This is a genomic window from Aquimarina sp. AWH4_224 (assembly GCF_056160245.1).
In genome coordinates, this window is sequence record NZ_JBSWWU010000003.1 from 587,042 (window position 1) to 605,323 (window position 18,282).

14 protein-coding genes are annotated in these 18,282 nt (G+C 33.4%); 2 read left to right on the forward strand and 12 right to left on the reverse strand.

Translation table 11 applies throughout. From position 1 onward, the window contains the following. Positions 1–10 precede the first annotated feature (10 nt). From ACXAGJ_RS08785 to ACXAGJ_RS08795, 3 genes are read right to left on the reverse strand one after another with little or no spacing between them, the layout of a single operon-like run. Positions 11–1,351: a TolC family protein gene (locus ACXAGJ_RS08785; protein ID WP_474838970.1), complete on the reverse strand. Its 1,341-nt coding sequence runs from the start codon at positions 1,349–1,351 to the stop codon at positions 11–13. 45 nt (positions 1,352–1,396) lie between these two features. Beyond that, entirely contained in the window at positions 1,397–2,080 is a 684-nt protein-coding gene (locus ACXAGJ_RS08790; RefSeq protein ID WP_073316689.1) for an ABC transporter ATP-binding protein, read from the reverse strand. Positions 2,081–2,109: 29 nt separating this feature from the next. Further along, positions 2,110–3,351 carry an efflux RND transporter periplasmic adaptor subunit gene (locus ACXAGJ_RS08795; RefSeq protein WP_073316687.1) on the reverse strand — a complete coding sequence of 414 codons (1,242 nt, stop codon included), beginning with the start codon at positions 3,349–3,351 and terminating at the stop codon, positions 2,110–2,112. 278 nt (positions 3,352–3,629) lie between these two features. Between ACXAGJ_RS08795 and ACXAGJ_RS08800 the strand changes: the two genes are divergently transcribed. Then, on the forward strand, positions 3,630–5,012 hold the full coding sequence (locus tag ACXAGJ_RS08800; protein ID WP_073316685.1) for a sigma-54-dependent transcriptional regulator: 1,383 nt from the start codon (positions 3,630–3,632) through the stop codon (positions 5,010–5,012). Between the two features lie 193 nt (positions 5,013–5,205). Then, positions 5,206–6,378, forward strand: coding sequence for a sensor histidine kinase (locus tag ACXAGJ_RS08805; RefSeq protein WP_474838973.1), 1,173 nt, complete (start codon positions 5,206–5,208; stop codon positions 6,376–6,378). Positions 6,379–6,430: 52 nt separating this feature from the next. Here the strand turns inward: ACXAGJ_RS08805 and ACXAGJ_RS08810 are convergent, their stop codons facing one another. The 9 genes from ACXAGJ_RS08810 to ACXAGJ_RS08850 all read right to left on the reverse strand — a co-directional run. Then, positions 6,431–7,849: an FAD-dependent oxidoreductase gene (locus ACXAGJ_RS08810; RefSeq protein WP_474838975.1), complete on the reverse strand. Its 1,419-nt coding sequence runs from the start codon at positions 7,847–7,849 to the stop codon at positions 6,431–6,433. A 156-nt stretch (positions 7,850–8,005) separates the two neighbouring features. After that, a complete protein-coding gene (locus tag ACXAGJ_RS08815) occupies positions 8,006–8,680 on the reverse strand; it encodes a 4'-phosphopantetheinyl transferase family protein (RefSeq protein ID WP_474838977.1) in 675 nt (224 codons plus the stop codon). A gap of 19 nt (positions 8,681–8,699) precedes the next feature. Beyond that, positions 8,700–9,437: a thioesterase II family protein gene (locus ACXAGJ_RS08820; protein WP_474838979.1), complete on the reverse strand. Its 738-nt coding sequence runs from the start codon at positions 9,435–9,437 to the stop codon at positions 8,700–8,702. A 60-nt stretch (positions 9,438–9,497) separates the two neighbouring features. Then, positions 9,498–10,292, reverse strand: coding sequence for an aspartate/glutamate racemase family protein (locus tag ACXAGJ_RS08825; RefSeq protein ID WP_474838981.1), 795 nt, complete (start codon positions 10,290–10,292; stop codon positions 9,498–9,500). Between the two features lie 29 nt (positions 10,293–10,321). Next, positions 10,322–11,260 carry a TauD/TfdA family dioxygenase gene (locus ACXAGJ_RS08830; RefSeq protein WP_474838982.1) on the reverse strand — a complete coding sequence of 313 codons (939 nt, stop codon included), beginning with the start codon at positions 11,258–11,260 and terminating at the stop codon, positions 10,322–10,324. A gap of 149 nt (positions 11,261–11,409) precedes the next feature. Beyond that, complete coding sequence (locus tag ACXAGJ_RS08835; protein WP_474838984.1) at positions 11,410–12,330, reverse strand: CmcI family methyltransferase; 921 nt, start codon at positions 12,328–12,330, stop codon at positions 11,410–11,412. A gap of 96 nt (positions 12,331–12,426) precedes the next feature. Further along, positions 12,427–13,908: a serine hydrolase domain-containing protein gene (locus tag ACXAGJ_RS08840; protein WP_474838986.1), complete on the reverse strand. Its 1,482-nt coding sequence runs from the start codon at positions 13,906–13,908 to the stop codon at positions 12,427–12,429. Between the two features lie 98 nt (positions 13,909–14,006). After that, the gene (locus ACXAGJ_RS08845) at positions 14,007–17,087 is read right to left on the reverse strand and encodes a cyclic peptide export ABC transporter (RefSeq protein WP_474838988.1); all 3,081 of its coding nucleotides are present in this window, start codon (positions 17,085–17,087) and stop codon (positions 14,007–14,009) included. A gap of 110 nt (positions 17,088–17,197) precedes the next feature. Further along, positions 17,198–18,282, reverse strand: a 1,085-nt coding sequence (locus tag ACXAGJ_RS08850; protein WP_474838990.1) for a thioesterase domain-containing protein, incomplete at its 5' end; no start/stop codon positions are given.

Consider the following 18,282-nt stretch of genomic DNA (forward strand, 5'->3'; position numbering starts at 1 on the left):
AAGAATAGATTTACATCATACCTCTTGATCGGGCAACACTAATATTCCCTGCGAAATAATCTTGTTCAAATCTATTATATATCAATTGATAATTGATTTGGTTTAATAATAAAGTTGCCTCAATATAATCTCTTTGTGCTAAAGTTAAGTCCAAAGGTGTCCCATCACCCAGATAATACTTTTCTTTTTGAAGTTCATAAGCAACTTTTGTGGCTTTCATCTGTTCTTCTCGGTAGATTTTTGTTTCCTCTGCAGCTTTAATGTTTCCTTTTACATTAGCAATCTCGACCAATACGTTGTTTTTGAACTGCTCTAAATCCAGATTTGCATTTTTAAATTCTACTACAGATCTATACACTTCCGTTCGACTATTTAGACCGTTAAATATGGGAATTTGGATTGCTAAACCATAGGTTTGTGTGATATTTAAATCAAAAAACTGATCATTAAATGACGGATCCGCAAAAGATGAATAGTTGGACCCATAATTGTAAAATAATCTAATGTTTGGATAATATGATGATCGAGAAACAGATATCTGATTCTTTTTGCTCTTCACGTCAAATTCTAAACTTTTTAAATCCTTCCTATTGATTAGTGCGGAGTTATACAAACTCTGCAAATCATCATTTTCATTATCGAAAGCCTCTGAGTTTACGGAATGATCTTCCAGTTGCAGATCAGTATTTGCCGGTAGGTTTAGTATTAACAACAGTTCTCTTTTTGCATTTTCGACAATATTATTATTTGCTATCTGCAGGGATTTTATCCTACTTAACTCTGCCTTTTGTGTATAATAATCTTGTCCTGGTAAAGATCCAATATCAATCATTTTTTGGGTTCTATCCAGGTTTGTTTCTTGAGTATCATAGAATTTTTGCAAAATGGAATCTTGCTTGATACTCTGCAAAATTTGAAGGTAACTATTAATAACATTTAATGTAGTTAACTCTCTTGTAGCCTCTAAATTGAATTCTCTGGAGTGTCTGTCATTGTTAGACATTCTTATTCTACTATAATTTTCAAGAAAATTTAGAATATTCCAGTTTACATTAGCAGCTCCATTAACAAATTCTCCCGTTTCTGTACGAACTACTCCTGTTGTTTGATCAAAATTCCTTCCAGTCGCATTAAAACCTTCTCCTCTCAAATTAATACTCGGTAGCACTCGAGCTAAAGCATTTACTTTGGATTTTACAGACGCCTTAAGGTTATTATCTTCTTTTTCAATATTGATATTCTGCTTTAATGCTAGATCAATAGCCTCATTTAAATTTAATTTCACTTGAGCATTCATATCCAAAATTATGAATGCCCACAAAAAACCAAATATAAAATATGTTCTTATCATTTTATGTTCTTATTAGATGATATAGTGTGATTTACCTATATCTCATCAAAACTGTGCGTTTACAGTTTCAGTTACTACTTTTCCATCAAACAAATTAATAACCCTATTAGCAAATTGTGCATCTCTAGGAGAGTGAGTTACCATTACAATTGTTGTCCCTTGTTCGTTCAACTCTTCTAATAGTCTCATAACTTCTTCACCATTAGAAGAGTCTAAATTCCCCGTTGGTTCATCTGCAAAAATTACATCCGGATCAGCCACAATTGCTCTGGCTATAGCAACTCTTTGTTGCTGCCCTCCAGATAGTTGCTGCGGGAAATGATTTCTCCTATGCATAATATTCATTCTCTCTAACGCTTCCTCTACTTTTTGCTTTCTTTCCTCTTTTGGAACCCTCATATAGAGTAAGGGTAATTCTACATTTTCAAAAACAGTTAATTCATCGATAAGGTTAAAACTTTGAAATATAAACCCAACAGAACCTTTTCTTAATTTTGATCTTTCCTTTTCAGAATAACTTGAAACCTCATCTTGTCCAAACCAGTATTCTCCACCAGAAGGGCTATCGAGTAATCCCAATATATTTAGCAAAGAGGATTTTCCACATCCCGAAGGCCCCATAATGGCAATAAACTCCCCTTTTTGAATATCAATATCTATTTTATCCACTGCCGAAGTTTCAATTTCTTCGCCTACGTATACTTTCTGAAGTTCTTTTACTTTTATCATTTTAAATTGTTTTTTAGTTGTTATTAATCCTACCAAACCAAGATTTTGTTATCTCCGAAGTTATCATATGATGATGTAATCACTTTATCACCGATATCTAATCCCTCTAGAACCTGATAGTTTTCTGAATTCTTTTTTCCTAATCTAATTTCTCTTCTTATGGCTTTATTATCATTTTCCAAAACGTAAACCCAATTTCCACCTGTACTTCTGTAAAAACCTCCTACAGGAATAAGCAACTGCTCTGATGATTTACCTAGTTCTATTTTCAATCGTAGTGATTGTCCACTTCTTATTCCCTCTGGAATCTCATCAATAAAACTCATGTCAACTTCAAACTTCCCATCTTCTACTTTGGGATAGATATAATTGATCATTAACTTATACTCTTTTCCTGCATACAGTGTACTAGCTACCAAACCTTTATCAATCCTAGACAAATACAATTCATCAATAGGAACCTTGACCTTGTAATTCCCTATCACGTCAACCTGTCCTATCCGTTCGCTTTTACTGATGTTTTGACCTTCTTGTAATCGAGAAGTAGTAAGTTGACCGTCTATTGGGGCCTTAATCACCAGATTACTTAATATTTGTCTTACTCCTGTTAGACTTTCCATCATACTAATTTCTGAAGACCTTAGCTGACTAAGCTGAGTAACTCTGGATGTAGAGTCGTTTTTGAAAGACTCATAAGTAAATTCTTTTCTTTTTAGATTATACCTGTAGTCCGCCTGTGTTTTTTCAAAAGCTTGTCTTGAAATCAATTCTTTTGAAAACAAAACGCTATCTCTTCGAAACTGAGGTCCCAAAATTTGTAATTGATTTTCAATTTGAGCCAATTGTTGTTTTTGAGAAAGATAATTTTGATCCAGTTGTAATCTCGTTGTTCTAATTCTATTGATTTGTTCGTTCAACGAATTTTCTTGACTCAAAACATTAAGTCTTAAATTGGCATTCTCTAATACAACAATTACATCTCCTTTTTTTACGATTGCACCACTTTCTTTTACCACCTCAGTAATATTTCCTCCTTCGATAGCATCCAGAAAATAGGTGCCATTGGGTACTATTTCTCCTGTTTGGACAATATACTCTTGAAATTGCCCTCTTTTCACCATCGAAAATGTAGTCTTATCAGGATTAATATTAAGCTTTGATCCTCTTTCTGAAAAACCGATATAGATGGCAGCACATAAAACAACCACTCCTACTGCGGTATAAGAGATTTTTTTCGTTGTCCACTTTTTCTTTTTGATTATTTTGTCCATTGTACTTTTATTATAATTAACATTTCAATGCCACTTTGGCAACAAGCGTACCAAACAACATTTTACCTTGTAAACCCTTATTTTTTCGTATATTCACCTCACAAAAACGTTCATAAACGGACACCTTTGTTCGTAAACGATCACATACAATTATTATCTATTTATGTAAATATTGTTACTATTTAATACTTTAAAAACTCTAAAAACCTAATTCTCCAACCAACCTGTATTTTAAGATTACATTCATCTTATTTACCTCTTAAACCTATACTACCATTATGACCACGGTCACTCAGAAAAAAGGAAAAATACTAATCGTTGATGACAATGAAGACATTTTAAAAGCTGCCAATATTTTCCTCAAACGTCATTTTGAAAAAATTGATCTTACCGATAATCCCGAATCCATTCCGTACTATCTCAATAGAGAAAGCTATGACCTCATCTTACTCGACATGAATTTCACAAGAGATGTCAGCAGTGGAAAAGAAGGGTTTGATTGGTTAGAAAGAATACTCCATATTGATCCAAATGCTGTAGTTGTTCTAATGACTGCCTATGGCGATATCCAAACTGCGGTAAAAGCAATTAAAGCCGGTGCCACTAATTTTGTATTAAAACCTTGGGAAAACAACTCCTTTTTGGCTACTCTTTATTCTTCAATCCAATTAAGAGAAAGCAAATTAGAAATTGAAAACTTACGTAGTAAACAACAAGAATTAAATACGTATGTAAACAATAAATACAAAGAAATTATTGGTCAAAGTCCTGCCATCCAAAAAGTCTTTTATCTTATTGACCGAGTAGCTTCTACTGATGCCAACGTTCTTATCCTTGGCGAAAATGGAACGGGAAAAGAATTAATTGCAAACGCTATTCACAGAAACTCACTTAGAAATCGGGAACCATTTGTCGGTGTTGACTTAGGTTCTATATCCGAATCCCTATTCGAAAGTGAACTGTTTGGTCATAAAAAAGGCGCTTTTACCGATGCCAAAGAAGATCGAGCAGGAAGGTTTGAGGTTGCCTCTGGAGGTACCCTTTTTCTGGATGAAATCGGGAACTTGTCCTTAGCATTACAAGCCAAACTTCTCACCTCTCTACAAAGCAGAAAAATAAACCGAGTCGGATCTAACAAGCTATTAAATGTTGATATTCGTCTTATTTGCGCTACGAATCTTCCGTTATATGAAATGGTCGAAGAACAAACTTTTAGACAAGATTTGCTCTATCGCATCAATACTATTGAGATCCATTTACCTCCACTAAGAGAACGTTTAGAAGATATTCCGTTATTGGCAAATCATTTTCTAAAAATATATTCAAGAAAATACAACAAAAAAAACTTATCCATTTCTAAAAAAGCCATTTCCAACTTACAACAACATAGTTGGCCTGGAAATATTAGAGAGCTACAGCACTCTATAGAAAGGGCGGTAATCATGTCATCCGAAATCATCTTACAACCTCATGATTTTGACATTTATTTAAAGCCTAATTCTAATCAGAATAGTACCGAACACCAAAAACTAGAGGATGTTGAAAAAACGCTCATACAAAAGACACTTTTGAAATATGAGGGTAACATTACTAAAACAGCAAATGAGCTTGGAATTACTCGTCCAGCATTATATAGAAGATTAAAAAAGCATGGGCTTTAGTTATTTTAAATTTTATGTATTAGTAAAAACTGTTTTACTATGCATTACCCTTTCTTTAGGGTTTTATTTATCGATAACCTATGGTACAGCACTAGCTTATACCATAGCTATTTTGCTATTTTTCAGCGTTATCATTCAATTCGTTAGTTTATTCAAATATCTTACACGTACAGATAAAAAACTGACTCGATTTTTGGAAGCAATAAAGCATTCAGACTTTGTACTTAAACTATCTGTAGATAATCACCTGGATAAAAGCTTCAGAAACCTCAATACTTCTTTTAACGAGGTACTGAGCGCGTTTCGTGAAGAACGAAGTGAAAAAGAAGAGCATTTACAATACTTAAACACTATAGTTCAGCAGGTCAACACCGGTCTTATCTGTTATTCTTCCTCGGGAGAAATAAAACTAATAAACAGTTATGCAAAAAAGCTAATAAACATCAAACACTTAAAAAACATTAAGGAATTAGCCAACTATAATGAAGAACTTCATAGAGCTATTGTCGATCTAGCCTCTGGCAGAAATATCCTCTTAAAAAGTGATGATGAAATTCAGCTTGCCATTCATAGTATTACGATAAAAATAAAAAATCAGCCTATAAAAATAGTTGCACTACAAAACATTTATCCAGAATTACAGCGTAAAGAAATAGAGTCTTGGCAAAATCTCACAAAAATTCTACGCCATGAAATTATTAATAGTATTACACCGATAGTATCACTAAACGATACAATGTATAGTATCTTACAAGAAGATGTTTCCCTCTTAGACTCTAATTATGTTATCGATCACGAAAACCTTAACGATTTGAAAGAAGGGATTTCTACTATTAAAAACAGAGCCGACGGTCTCATTAGTTTTATCGATGCTTACCGGGACTATACCAATATTCCTACTCCTGTATTTGCTAGCATTAATGTTCTAGAACTTTTAAAGCATATACATCTTTTGATGAAACCAGAATTAGACAAAAATGGTTTTGATTTTAAATATCAAACCACACCAAAAGATATTCTTTTATATGGTGATGCCAAGCTTTTGGAAATGGTGCTTATAAATTTATTCAAAAATGCTATTGAAGCTAAACGATCTGATCATGAAACTCCATCCATTTCTGTAAAAGGCTATATCAACCACAAGCGAGAGTTTATTCTAGAAATTACTGATAATGGTAAAGGTATTATCCCCGAGGCTATAGATAAAATTTTTATCCCGTTCTATACCACCAAAAAAACTGGATCGGGCATTGGATTGAGCTTATCAAGACAAATTTTGCAAATGCACCAAGGTACATTAACGGTAAGATCCGAAGTAAATACATTTACCACTTTCGAATTAAAATTTAACCAACTCACAAAATAAAGTTCTTGATTGTTTCTTGTAGTGCAAGTGTGTAGATATACATAATGTGTTTTTATAGTAACACTTTTTGATATTCTCTGTGTGCTTCTCTACTCATTAAAATATTTCTAACCTCCTCTATCTGAACGAATAAGTCCATATCGATTTCTGGAGTTTCATTTACTATTTGTTCGAGGTATAGCGAATAAATTTCTTCAATGAGTTCCTTGTTCTTTTCGGATATTTCTACTACTTCAGAGAAAGGAATTTCTGAAAAAGCAACCATACAATACTCTGGCATATACAAATCAGGATGAGCAGCCCATATCTTTCGTTCGAGCTTCCATTTTAAATCAAAAATAGGTTGCTTACAGAATTGAAGATTATGGTAATTTCTATTCGTTAAAAACTGCATAGCGTCTACATCCTTTTTTCTGGTATTTGCAAATTCTAATATTGCATCTCCAAAATCAAATCCGTTTTCCTCTAATGTTTTCATAAATACACTACAATCTTCAAAACACGTATTCATTCCCATCGCATAAAATGGAGCAAATGCATGGGCAGAATCTCCGATAAGCAACACTCTATTTTCATAATTCCACTGAGAACATTTGATTTCAAAAATTTCAGAATCCGGATTACCAAAGAAATCTTCCTCCAAATTTGGTAAAATCTTATGAAGATTAGGAAGATGCTTTTCAAAATAAAGATCAAGTTCTTCCTTAGTCTTTACATTTTTGAGCTCTCCATCTTCACCGTTTCTATAAAAAATTGTCGAGATAAACGATTTGTCTAAACTTGGAAGTGCAACAAATACGGTATCGGGAGCGCTCCAGATATGTACAAATTTTGGATCCAAAACATAGTCTCCATCCTCACCCATAGGTATCGTCATCTCCTTGTACACGTGATACAACTTCTTACGTTCACTAGTCAATATATTATTTTCTGAAAGCACCTCTCTAACATTTGAATTCGCTCCATCGGCACCAAATAAATAAGAATAGGCTACGTTATTTTCTTCCTGCGTTTCTGAACTTCGGAAAGTTATCACATGGTTTTCTAAATCAATTTCAGATAATCGCTGATTAAAATGAAAGTTCACCAATCCAGTATCAATAGCTTCATTGATTAGAAGGCTATTAATATTTTTTCTATTTACCGTGCTCAATGTTTGACCACCGTCTCCATAGATTTGAAATTTCACTCCACCACTTGCATTATGCGTTGCTCTACCATGCTTTGAAGCCATTGTTGGTTCTAGTTTACTAAAAATGTTCGCTTTTCTAAGTGCTTTTCTACCTCTATTGGACAATGACATTCCTAAAGAACGTTTCTTGGTGGGTACATATTCTCGAACATCTCCCCTTTTCTCATAAACGTCTACCTTAAATCCATTTTGAGCTAACATTAATGCTAACATTGATCCGGTAAGCCCTGCTCCAACAATAACGATGTTACCGTCAGTTTTTTCAATTTTACTTTTCATAATTTGATTTTAATTTTTGTTTTTATTCAAAAAAAGTCTAATGAGTGATCCCTGCTTTTTTAAAAAAGCAAGGGAAATATGTAAGAAGCAATCCATTTGTATTGGGCTCGCTTCTTTGAATTAAGTTGATTTATAATTCGTTAAAAAAAGAATAGGTCATCTTTGAAGATGCAATGACCTTGGATAAAAATCCAAACACCTAAAGTATATTTTAACCTCTTTATTGCTTGTAGCTAAATATGCACTACTATTTGATTGGGTTTGGATTTCACTTAAATACCATATACAATTATCGTATTCGGCTATATTTTCAGCGATATTAATATCAGGTAATGGAATTGCTAATCCACGTCCATCCGCTTTGATAACACTTTCCTTTATCGTCCAGAGTTTAAAAAAAGCTCCCAACGGTTCAGTTGCATTGTTTATGGTTCTCCATTGAGATGGATTCATTACGTTTTTGAAATCTTGAAAATGAATCTTTTTGATTTCCTCTACGTCTATTCCTATTCGCATTCCTTTGGTCATTGCACATAATACTTCTCCTCCTGAATGAGAAATATTAAAGTCAATATCAGCATTAAGGTAGGGCCTTCCATTAGGTTCGTAAAGAACTTGTTCTAAAGATCCTTTGCCATACCCAAATTCTTTGAGATTAACTAATAGCAATAACTGACCAAATAAATGGGAATGTCGATCCTGCCAACGTTGAAATCGCATGTTTTTTTCCTTCATTCTATCTGGTAATAGATTGAAGTACTTATTCCAAATATTTCCGGGCAGTCGTTCAGAAAAAGAAGTATAAAGAATATTAATTGATGATATACTCATTTCTTTAATTTTTCCGGGATTAGGAAAATCTAATTTTTTCTAAGGTATTTTTTTGTGTAATCAATGTTGTGTTCATTAATTCCACCATCTCTTTGGCATATTGATTTAGAAAGAAATGACCTCCGTTAAAATAATGGATAGAACAAACTCCCTCGGTATGTAGTTTCCATCCATCTGCCTGTTCATGGGTCATATCCTCCTCTTTGCCTAAAAAAACTGTGATATTGCAAGGATGTGGAACTATTTCTCTATTACTATAATCTGTTGCTGCCAACATAAAATCATTCCGAAGTAATGGAAGAAATAATTCTAGTAATTCAGGGTGTTTAAAAAACTCAGGTGGGGTACCTCCCAATTTACGTACTTGCTTTTTAAAGTTTTCCTCATCCAAAAGATGATACTTTTTATCCTCTCTCATTTTAATATGAGGTACAGCTCTTCCTGAAAAGAAAATATGTCGTGGCCCTTCTAAACCTTGCGTTGTAATCTTAGTAGTTAACTCATAAGCGAGCATAGCTCCCATACTGTGACCGAACAATGCATATGGCCCATCCGTAATATCCTCCTTAATAATTTCAAAAATGTCATCAACAGCTTCTGAAACTGAAGTATACATCGGAGCCTGTATTCTGCTTCCACGTCCTGCCAATTCTATCGGTATAATTTCGATAGTATCGTCAATAAACTCTTTCCATTTATTGAATATGGCAGCTGATCCTCCTGCGTAAGGAAGACAAAAAAGTTTTAGTTTATTCATCTTAAATTTATTCGTTTATCCTATGATTAATACGTAATTGAAGTATCGTTTTAGTCTTTTTTAATTAGTTAGGAAAGACAATTCTTTCGGATTTTGAAGAGCAACTTTAGCCTCCCTAATTAATGCTCTTGAAAATTCTTGGGTTGAATCTATAATTTCGATACCCTTTATATTTTTCTCTTTAATGATCAGTGACAATTCAGTACACCCAAGAATTATTGCCTCTGCTCCTTGATTTTTAAAATATTCAATCGCCTTTTTCACCAAAACCTTTGCCTTAGCAGGTATATGTTCTGGATTCGATTTGATCCCGTATTCCGGATCATAAATCATAGCATGAATTATTTCGTTTTGAAATTCAAAATCAGGAGTGATTGGTTCCAGACCGAGATTCGCTAGTTGTTTTTTGTAGATTTCTGATTTATATGTCCCGTTGGTTGCCATGATTCCTACCCTAGTAATATTACAATGTTCTCTCTTAATTTTCATACAAGTTTCAAAAGGCATACTTAACAATTTGATGTTACACTTTACTCTTTTGAGCTCATTTTGAATTACATTGAAAATACGTGGAGAGTAAGCCGTATTGCACGATATTCCAACAATTTCAGCTCCCGAAACTTCCAATTTTCGTATTACATCTACAATACTATATGCTGGATTTATAGATGTTTCCCCTAATAAAAAAGAAGTTCTATCCACATGACTACTCGGAAAAGACATGAGCACAACTGATATATATTCCTGATCGGTTTTTGCACTAGAATTTGACAAAATTTTCTCGAATAAATCACAGCCCGAATGAGGTCCCATCCCTCCAACTATACCAATGGTCTTATCTCTTTTAATTTTCATTATTATGCATTACGAATTAATACAACATTCTACTTTGACATTGAAACCACAACTTTCCTGTCTCCTGTAAATGGGTTTCTTCCATGACTTATCAATTCATTATCCACTAATAGAAGTTCATTTCTCTCCCATTTTGGTGCTTGCGTAACAGCATCAATAGTCGTTATCACTTCTTTTATCATATCTTCATCGATATCGGTTCCATCCCCAAACTGAACAAACATTGGATAATCCATAGGTTTTGCATACATAGTTTGCATAATATCAAATAACTCTTCTCCTAAGTGAGATGGGTGAAATTGATCTATTTGATTAAACCATATTAATTCATCAGTAGTTCTGTGATTGATAATCCCTTTGCTCAATTGTATTAATCGCAGGCTATCATCTTCTTTCCATTCAAAATTAATATTGTAAGCCTTGCAATACGATTCTAATTGGGCTTTATCCGTAGTCTCGAAAGTATCTTGCCAAGAAGGTCCAATACCTAATCCCCCATGTAAATTTCTAATATATTTCACCCCTTTACTTTGTACTTCATCAACGATATCAAGGTTCATTACTCTTACAATCTCTCTGCTATCGGCGAGCAAGGTTTCTCCTCCGGTTTCTGATGGCTCCAAACAACTAAAAAACAACTTATTAGGCCAAGTGGCAGAATACGACAATTCATTATGCATGGTAATTTTTTGGGTCTTATCGTATTCTGTAGAGGTGTATACATTACCAGTAAGTTTTGTTCTGGGAGAATTTCCATCTATATAGCTTAAAAATTTAACTGATATGGAATTCACTATTTCCTGAAAGTCGGTTAAAGAAGCAATAGGCACTCCTCTAAACTTTATAGCTCCATAATGTTCTAATTTTGTCTCGATCTCGATTTTATTTTCTAAATAAAAGGAGATGAAATCTTTGGCCGTAACAGCATCAAGATTTATAACCAATGGTAATACTAATTTATCTATCATGTTTTTGTGGTTTAAGATGATGTGCATTGATAATCTGATCATTAAATCATCAATGACTAATTATAATTCTGTAATAAAGAGGTAATGATGCTAGTCTCCTACTGCAAAAGAAATTCTGTAGGTCTTAGCTTCTACCTTTTGTAATTTGATTAGTTACGACGAAAGATTGAATTGTGAGAGCAAGTGAGGTTCTGACCAAAAAAATCACAATACAACGTATCCACCTGATAATCCTGTTCTTTTTCTCTTAGAAAATCAGAAATAACATCTTGTTTGAACTTGCTATCTTCTACAACCAAATAATCTCCCTGAGTTAAAAAACCATGAAAATGATTTAAAACATTTAATACGTTTACATGAGCATCTTCAATTACTAACCAAGGATGTGGCAACGTTTTTATGGTTTCTTCATCAAGTATTGAAGTTATTTGATTAACATCACCTTCAATAAATGATACATTTCTGTATTTCATTTTTGGTGGATAAATATCAATGGAAAAGATATGGCTGTCTAGATTATATTGGTTCGTAAGATCAGACATCCATATTGCGCTCCCTCCTGATCCAGATCCTATTTCAATAATAGTTTTTGGTTTTAGCTCCCAAATCATCATTTGATAAATTGCTAAATCATATACGGTTTTAAATATGATCGTATCTTTCCAACGCAAACAATCAAAACGACCTTGACTCATCATAAAGCTATCATCCTCATCAGATTTCTTAAGAAAATCTAAGTTAATATCGTCAGAAGTATGAATACTTGATGTTGTTCGGTCATTGAAATCAACAAATCTACCGTAGTACTTATTTAATACCAAGGCTACAAAAGATTCGATATCTTCGCGTGGAGCATAGTCTTCCATTTTTGAGAATATAGCCTGTAAACTACCTTCCCATGGTATAGCATCTTTGGCCGTAGATAATAGATTCAAGCCTCCTTTTATCAAATGATCATTAAACGTCTCTGCATTTCCCTGATCCTTTGTTTTTTGCTCCCATGCCTCTGTGAATTTATCAAAAGCATCCTTCAAAATCTTACCGTTGAGTTTTCTTTCTTTTACTTCCATTTCTACAATTGAGAATTAAATTATAAGTATTTAATCAATAGGCACTTACACCCCATCACTACATGTAGTGAATATTAAAAAAGAGCAAGAAGTTTTCTAGTGTCCCTGGGCGATGCTATCATCACATGATCTGATATAGCTATCAACATCAAACCGATTAAACCCTAGATTTTTACATTTGTATAGGTATTCTTTTGCTTTGACAGGATTATTATGAACTTTTAAATTAACCACTCCGATAAGAAAATAGGAAGCGGCAGATTTTTTATCATATTTTAAAATCGTTTCAGCAATTCTCTCAGATGCTTCTTTATCCTTCGAATAGAAATCAAACATTAGCTCTTCGAGCAAATAAAAGTCTAACTCTTCTTCCTTCATGCTATCTATCCTTTCAAACATTTTGCCTTTACCCTCTTGATTGTAGAGTACTATTAAATCTGATATAGTTTCGTAATCCTTGAAATATGGTTTATCCAGGTACAAATTAGCATCCAAATTGGTGGTCAATTTATTTAAATGCTTTCCAAACACTCCACCAAGATCACTATTTGTAAAAAACACAAAACCTCTTTTATGAATAGTTGAGTATAACATATCCGCTTTGAAGCCTTTATTGTCGCCAGAGAAATTCACAATCTTATCATTTTCATTTTCAAGAACAAAGAATCCATTTGCAATTCCATATTTAGAATCATTACCTTCTTCAATAGCCATTACTGGCTTTGTCATTTTGGCGATACTTTCTTTTGTTAAAAATTGCTCATCAAAAACCGAAACCAAAAGCTTTGCAAAGCTTTCAGCAGTAGTATGAATTGATGAGGCCGGCCAAGGATCTTTTGTTACCCATTTGTTTAGGCTCTTACCAATTATACTATGTCCATTTGCATAATTTCCAATAGAATCGGCAGGTGTGTAATTAAGGTCGATTTGTTTCAAATTTAATGGAGATAAAACGATTTCATCTAGATATTCTTCATAGGGTTTATCAAGAATTGTTTGGATAACCCTTGCCAGATAATGAAACCCTTCACCAGAATACGTATATTGAGTTCCTGGATCCTGTAATATTTCTAATTTACCACCAACGTTCAACCATTCCCAATTCTCGATTCCAGAGGTATGACTCAATATCATTCTCGGTGTAATCAATTTATATCGTGCATCATAAGCCAATTTTTCATTTGTTTTGTACTCAAAAATTGGTTTATCCAAATCTAGTAACCCTTGATCTACCAATTTATAGGCTGCAGCTACCAAATATATTTTAGAGAGAGAACAAGCTTCAAAAAGAGTATTATTATCGATTACCTCTTTTTTTAATTGATGCTTATACCCAAAAGAATTTGAATACACTATTTTATTGTCTTCAATTATTGCCAGGGATACCGCAGGTATATTTGTGATAGCAAGAATACTATCAATTTTTTCATCAAACTCTTTTTTGTTTATTTTCTCATTGTTAGAGACAAAAAAATCTTTTTCCTGAGCTACTGAACAGTTTGCAGCCAAGGCTAAGCCAATCAAAAACATCTGTTTCAAAAGGCGCATTTTCTTTTTTCTATTCGTAAGTGGTTTCATATTAAAATAAATTTGTGTTATGATAAATTATCCATAGATGTGCATATTCATGGATGGATTTGATTTCAAGATTATGATTGCTGAATAATGGAGAATCATTATTCATTCGAGAAGACACTCTCTATAGCAAGCTCTTTTCTATATTGTTTTAACTGTCCTTCTCTCATTTCGTAAACAGTATCAGCAACATCAAAATAGTGATCGTCGTGGGTGATGGCGATAATAGTTTTCCCCATTGCTTTCATTTCGGGAAGTAGTGTTCTATAGAAGAAATTTCTAAAACCAGGGTCTTGGTCTGCTGCCCATTCATCAAACAAATAAATAGGTGAATTTTCTAAATAGCATTGAAATAAAGCCAATCGTTTTCTTTGTCCTGCCGACAAATCAATTGTGCTATATTCATTATTGATAATTTTAACTTTTTCTTTAAGTTGTAGTGTATTGAGAAGAGCATCTATTTCTTTCTCTTTTCCTATTGTATCTATGTTGTATAATTTTTTAAATAAGTGGGAAGGACTAAAAACTACCGAAAAATATTCGCTAAGCTCCAGATTGGACAAACTATGATTATTTATTTTTACTGCCCCACCAGTTGGTTTATAAAGACCTGTTAGTAATTTGGCTAGTGTTGTTTTTCCACTTCCATTACCTCCTACGATGAATGTAATTTCTCCACTCTTTAGTGTAAGATCTATTGGACCAATCCCAAATACTGTATTCCCATCAGTATCTTTATACTCATATTCTATTTGATCCAAACTTAAATTGTGCAATTTTTTATTCTCTACATTGGGGATGGAATTAGCCACATGGATATCTGCCGGAATTTCTTCCAAAAATCTATGAATGCGATTCCAGGCCACCTTTAATTGCATAAGGCCAGGCACTGAATTCAAAATTCCATTAATAGGACCAATTAGATAAAGTAACACCACAACAAAACTCATCAAAGTATAAAGCTTCATGTCTGGAAAAAATTCTGGCATCCCAAATGCAACAACCCCTAATAACACTACCAACAAGGATTCTCCGGTTAAAAAAGCATTTACAAATCTGATATCTGCAATTGATATTTTTTTTCTAAATCTATCAGCACTTAGAGTGATGTCTTCTTGATATTCATGTTTTTTATTTCGATGAAGGCTTATTTCCTTAAAACCATCAATCATTCCATTCAAAAGGCGCATAAAAATGTTTCTTTCATCTCTTGCCTTTTCGAAATAGGTATTTGTACTCTGAACCACAGAATAGTAAATAGCAGCTAGAGCTACAATTAAAAGTATTGAAAGTACTGTTGCCCAAAACGCAATAGAAGCAAGGTAAATAAAAGCACCTATTGTTGTGATTACACTGGTGATCAGGCCCACAAAAATATTAGTGGATTGTCCTATACTGTTCACATCATCATTTAATACCGTATAAATTCTTCCTCTATCTATTCGCTCAAATTTTTGATAAGAAGTAGCGAATATTTTATCTACCAGTCGAACTCTTAAGTCAAATACCAAACCTCTAGCAAATCGAATCAAGTTGACCTGCACAAATCTTCTTCCTAATAGATAAACCGATATTGTTAATAAATAGAAGTAAATTATATATTCTAGATCAACATCGCTACCTATGGCTGAAGTGATAATAATTATTGCAACTACATTTGACAATCCAGAAAGTATACTCATTAATACAATTCTGGGAATTGCTCTCTTATATTCATTTTTTTCTGGAAAACACATAGTAAAGACATACACAAAATAACTCGCAGTCATTGCTCCAATTACTAGTTTTATCATAAAATCAAAACTCTCTGGAGTCCATACCAAAATCGATTTCCAATCAAAATTAGCAATCGCCTGTGGCAAAATGATCAACCCTAAAACAAAAGGAACAATTGACAATAACATGGTACTTGATTTCTTTAGTACCGATTTATTCAATCCTTGAAATTCTCGTTTTTTGTTTACAATATCGAGAATAGCCCAAAAGAAATAGCTCGTTAGGATTAATAAGTATACCAATAGAGTTATCGAGAGAATAGAAAATGTCTTATCTCCTCTATCTCCTGGATCAAACTCGTTAACCACCTTTTCTCCAGCTATTATTTTCATTACATGATCCCCAATCATTGGAGTATATGTACTGTTTGAATTTGCCAAAACTGCAACTCCTAATTTTTCATCTGGTCTAAAAGTGATATAAGAAGTAAAATTTGGATTAAGACCACTGTGATAAATCTCTCCATTTCCACTCAATGATACTTCCCATCCCATGGCATATGATGACATATTATGTAATGGTACTGTTTCGTCTCTTTGATGAGTTTGTTGAGCGATTTCATAAAAATCAAGTTGTGATAATCCCATTTGAAATTGCAGCCATTTTGAAATATCCTCTGCATTTGAAATCACATAACCTGCAGCATTGTTTCCTTTGAATCTGGGAGCGTTATATTTCCTGGGTTGAAAAAAACTTATTTTATAACCAGAAGACATCATTTTGTCATCTTTAGGTTCTCCAATAGTAGTTTGGTCTAATCCTATCTTTTTTAGGACCTCATTTTGAAGGTATTTTTCAAATGAAGTATGAGTGACTTTTTCGACAATTAAAGCGAGAATATCATAATTAACTGTAGCATATTCGTACTCCTTCCCTGGTAGTTCTTCAAGTTCTTGTCCTACTATGGCTTTGATTGTCTCCTCAAGTGCGTTTTCCTCATTTGACTCAGGAATTTTGGAGATTGTACTCCAGGGTATTCCGCTGGTATGATGAAGTAAATGCTCTACTTTTATATTCACCAGGTCACCTTCATAAAACACCTTAAACCATGGCAAGTATGTTTGTACATCAGACGTTAGAGAAATCTTATTTTGATCTACCAAATTAGCTACCGCAAGAGCTGTAAATGCCTTTGTACATGAGCCCAGCTCAAACAAAGTATTAGAGGTAACCAGAATTTCTTTTTCAAGATTTGCGTATCCGTAATTACGGATTTCATTTTTGTCACCATTAATGATGATGACACTTAACCCAGGGATATCACCTTCTTTCATCATTTCGTTTACTTCTGCATCAATTTGCGAACTAATTAGATCATTGGCAGCAGATTGAGAAAACGAAAGTTGATAAAATGCAAATAGCATTACCATTACACTATAATGGAAATTTTTACTCCTTCTTTTCATTATTAATTTTAGATTAAAATTTAGATCCAAAACATTTACTCACATCCGATATCCATTCATCTTCATGGATAAACAAACAGGGTATAAATAAAGTTTTGTTATGAAATATTTTATTGTTGAGAAACTAGTATATGTTCCTCCTGTAACAACATAGATTCTAGGACAGTTGCAAGTGCTTTGACTTGTGGAAATTTCATTATTGAAAAATGATCTCCTTCTATTTTTTCTACAATGAGTCTTTTTGTCTTATCCAAAAGAGTTTTGTGATCCAAACCAGAATCAGAAGCAATTATATATCCTAGCGTGGCATCTATTTCCCCTTCAACAGTATAGCTCAGCATAGCTTGATCAAGAGATCTAACTGTATTAAAGGTTTTGATCATCTTTTCGGCATTCTGCTGATCCAAAGTTGACATCAACCTTTGGATATTTTCTGGAATTGCTTTTTTAACAACATCAAATGATATTTCCTCAGCATGTATAAGTCCTAACAATACTTGCCAAAACTCTTCAACTTTTTGTATTTGAAGTAATGGACCCGGTATGTTTCCTATAATAGATCGTAGAATATCTTGCTCGATAACAAGATCAAACCCTTTATTATCATTTGATACTGGTTGCTTAATTACTGTATCAATCAAAATCAGTTTGTCTACTTTTTCTCCTGCATTTTCCAGTTGTTTTGTGATCTCGTAAGCAATGACTCCTCCTAAGCTCCATCCAATAATTGTATACGGCCCTTCTGGCTGAATCGTTTTTAAAATCTTGATATAATCATATGCTATATCTTGAATACTAAGATCTACAGGATGAAGATCATTTAGAGTGTTACTTCGAATTCCATAACAATTGTAATTTTGAATCCATTGAGAAAGTTGAATATATCCTTGCACATCTCCACCGCCATCATGTATAAAAAACAGATTTTTGAGTTGGTTAGTGCTTTCTTTTAACAAAATGACCCTTTCGTCAATATGTACTGCGGCTATATTTGCCTTTTCCATTTTCTGAGATAACTCGCGAATTGTTGGTTTAGAAAAAACATCTACTACAGAGAGAGTAACTCCTAATTCTTCTTTTATTTTGTAAACTAATTTTGTCGCCTTCAATGAATGACCTCCTAACTCAAAAAAGCTCCTGGTCACACTAATCTTGGATGCCTCTAATCCTAAGACATCACTCCATATCTCTACCA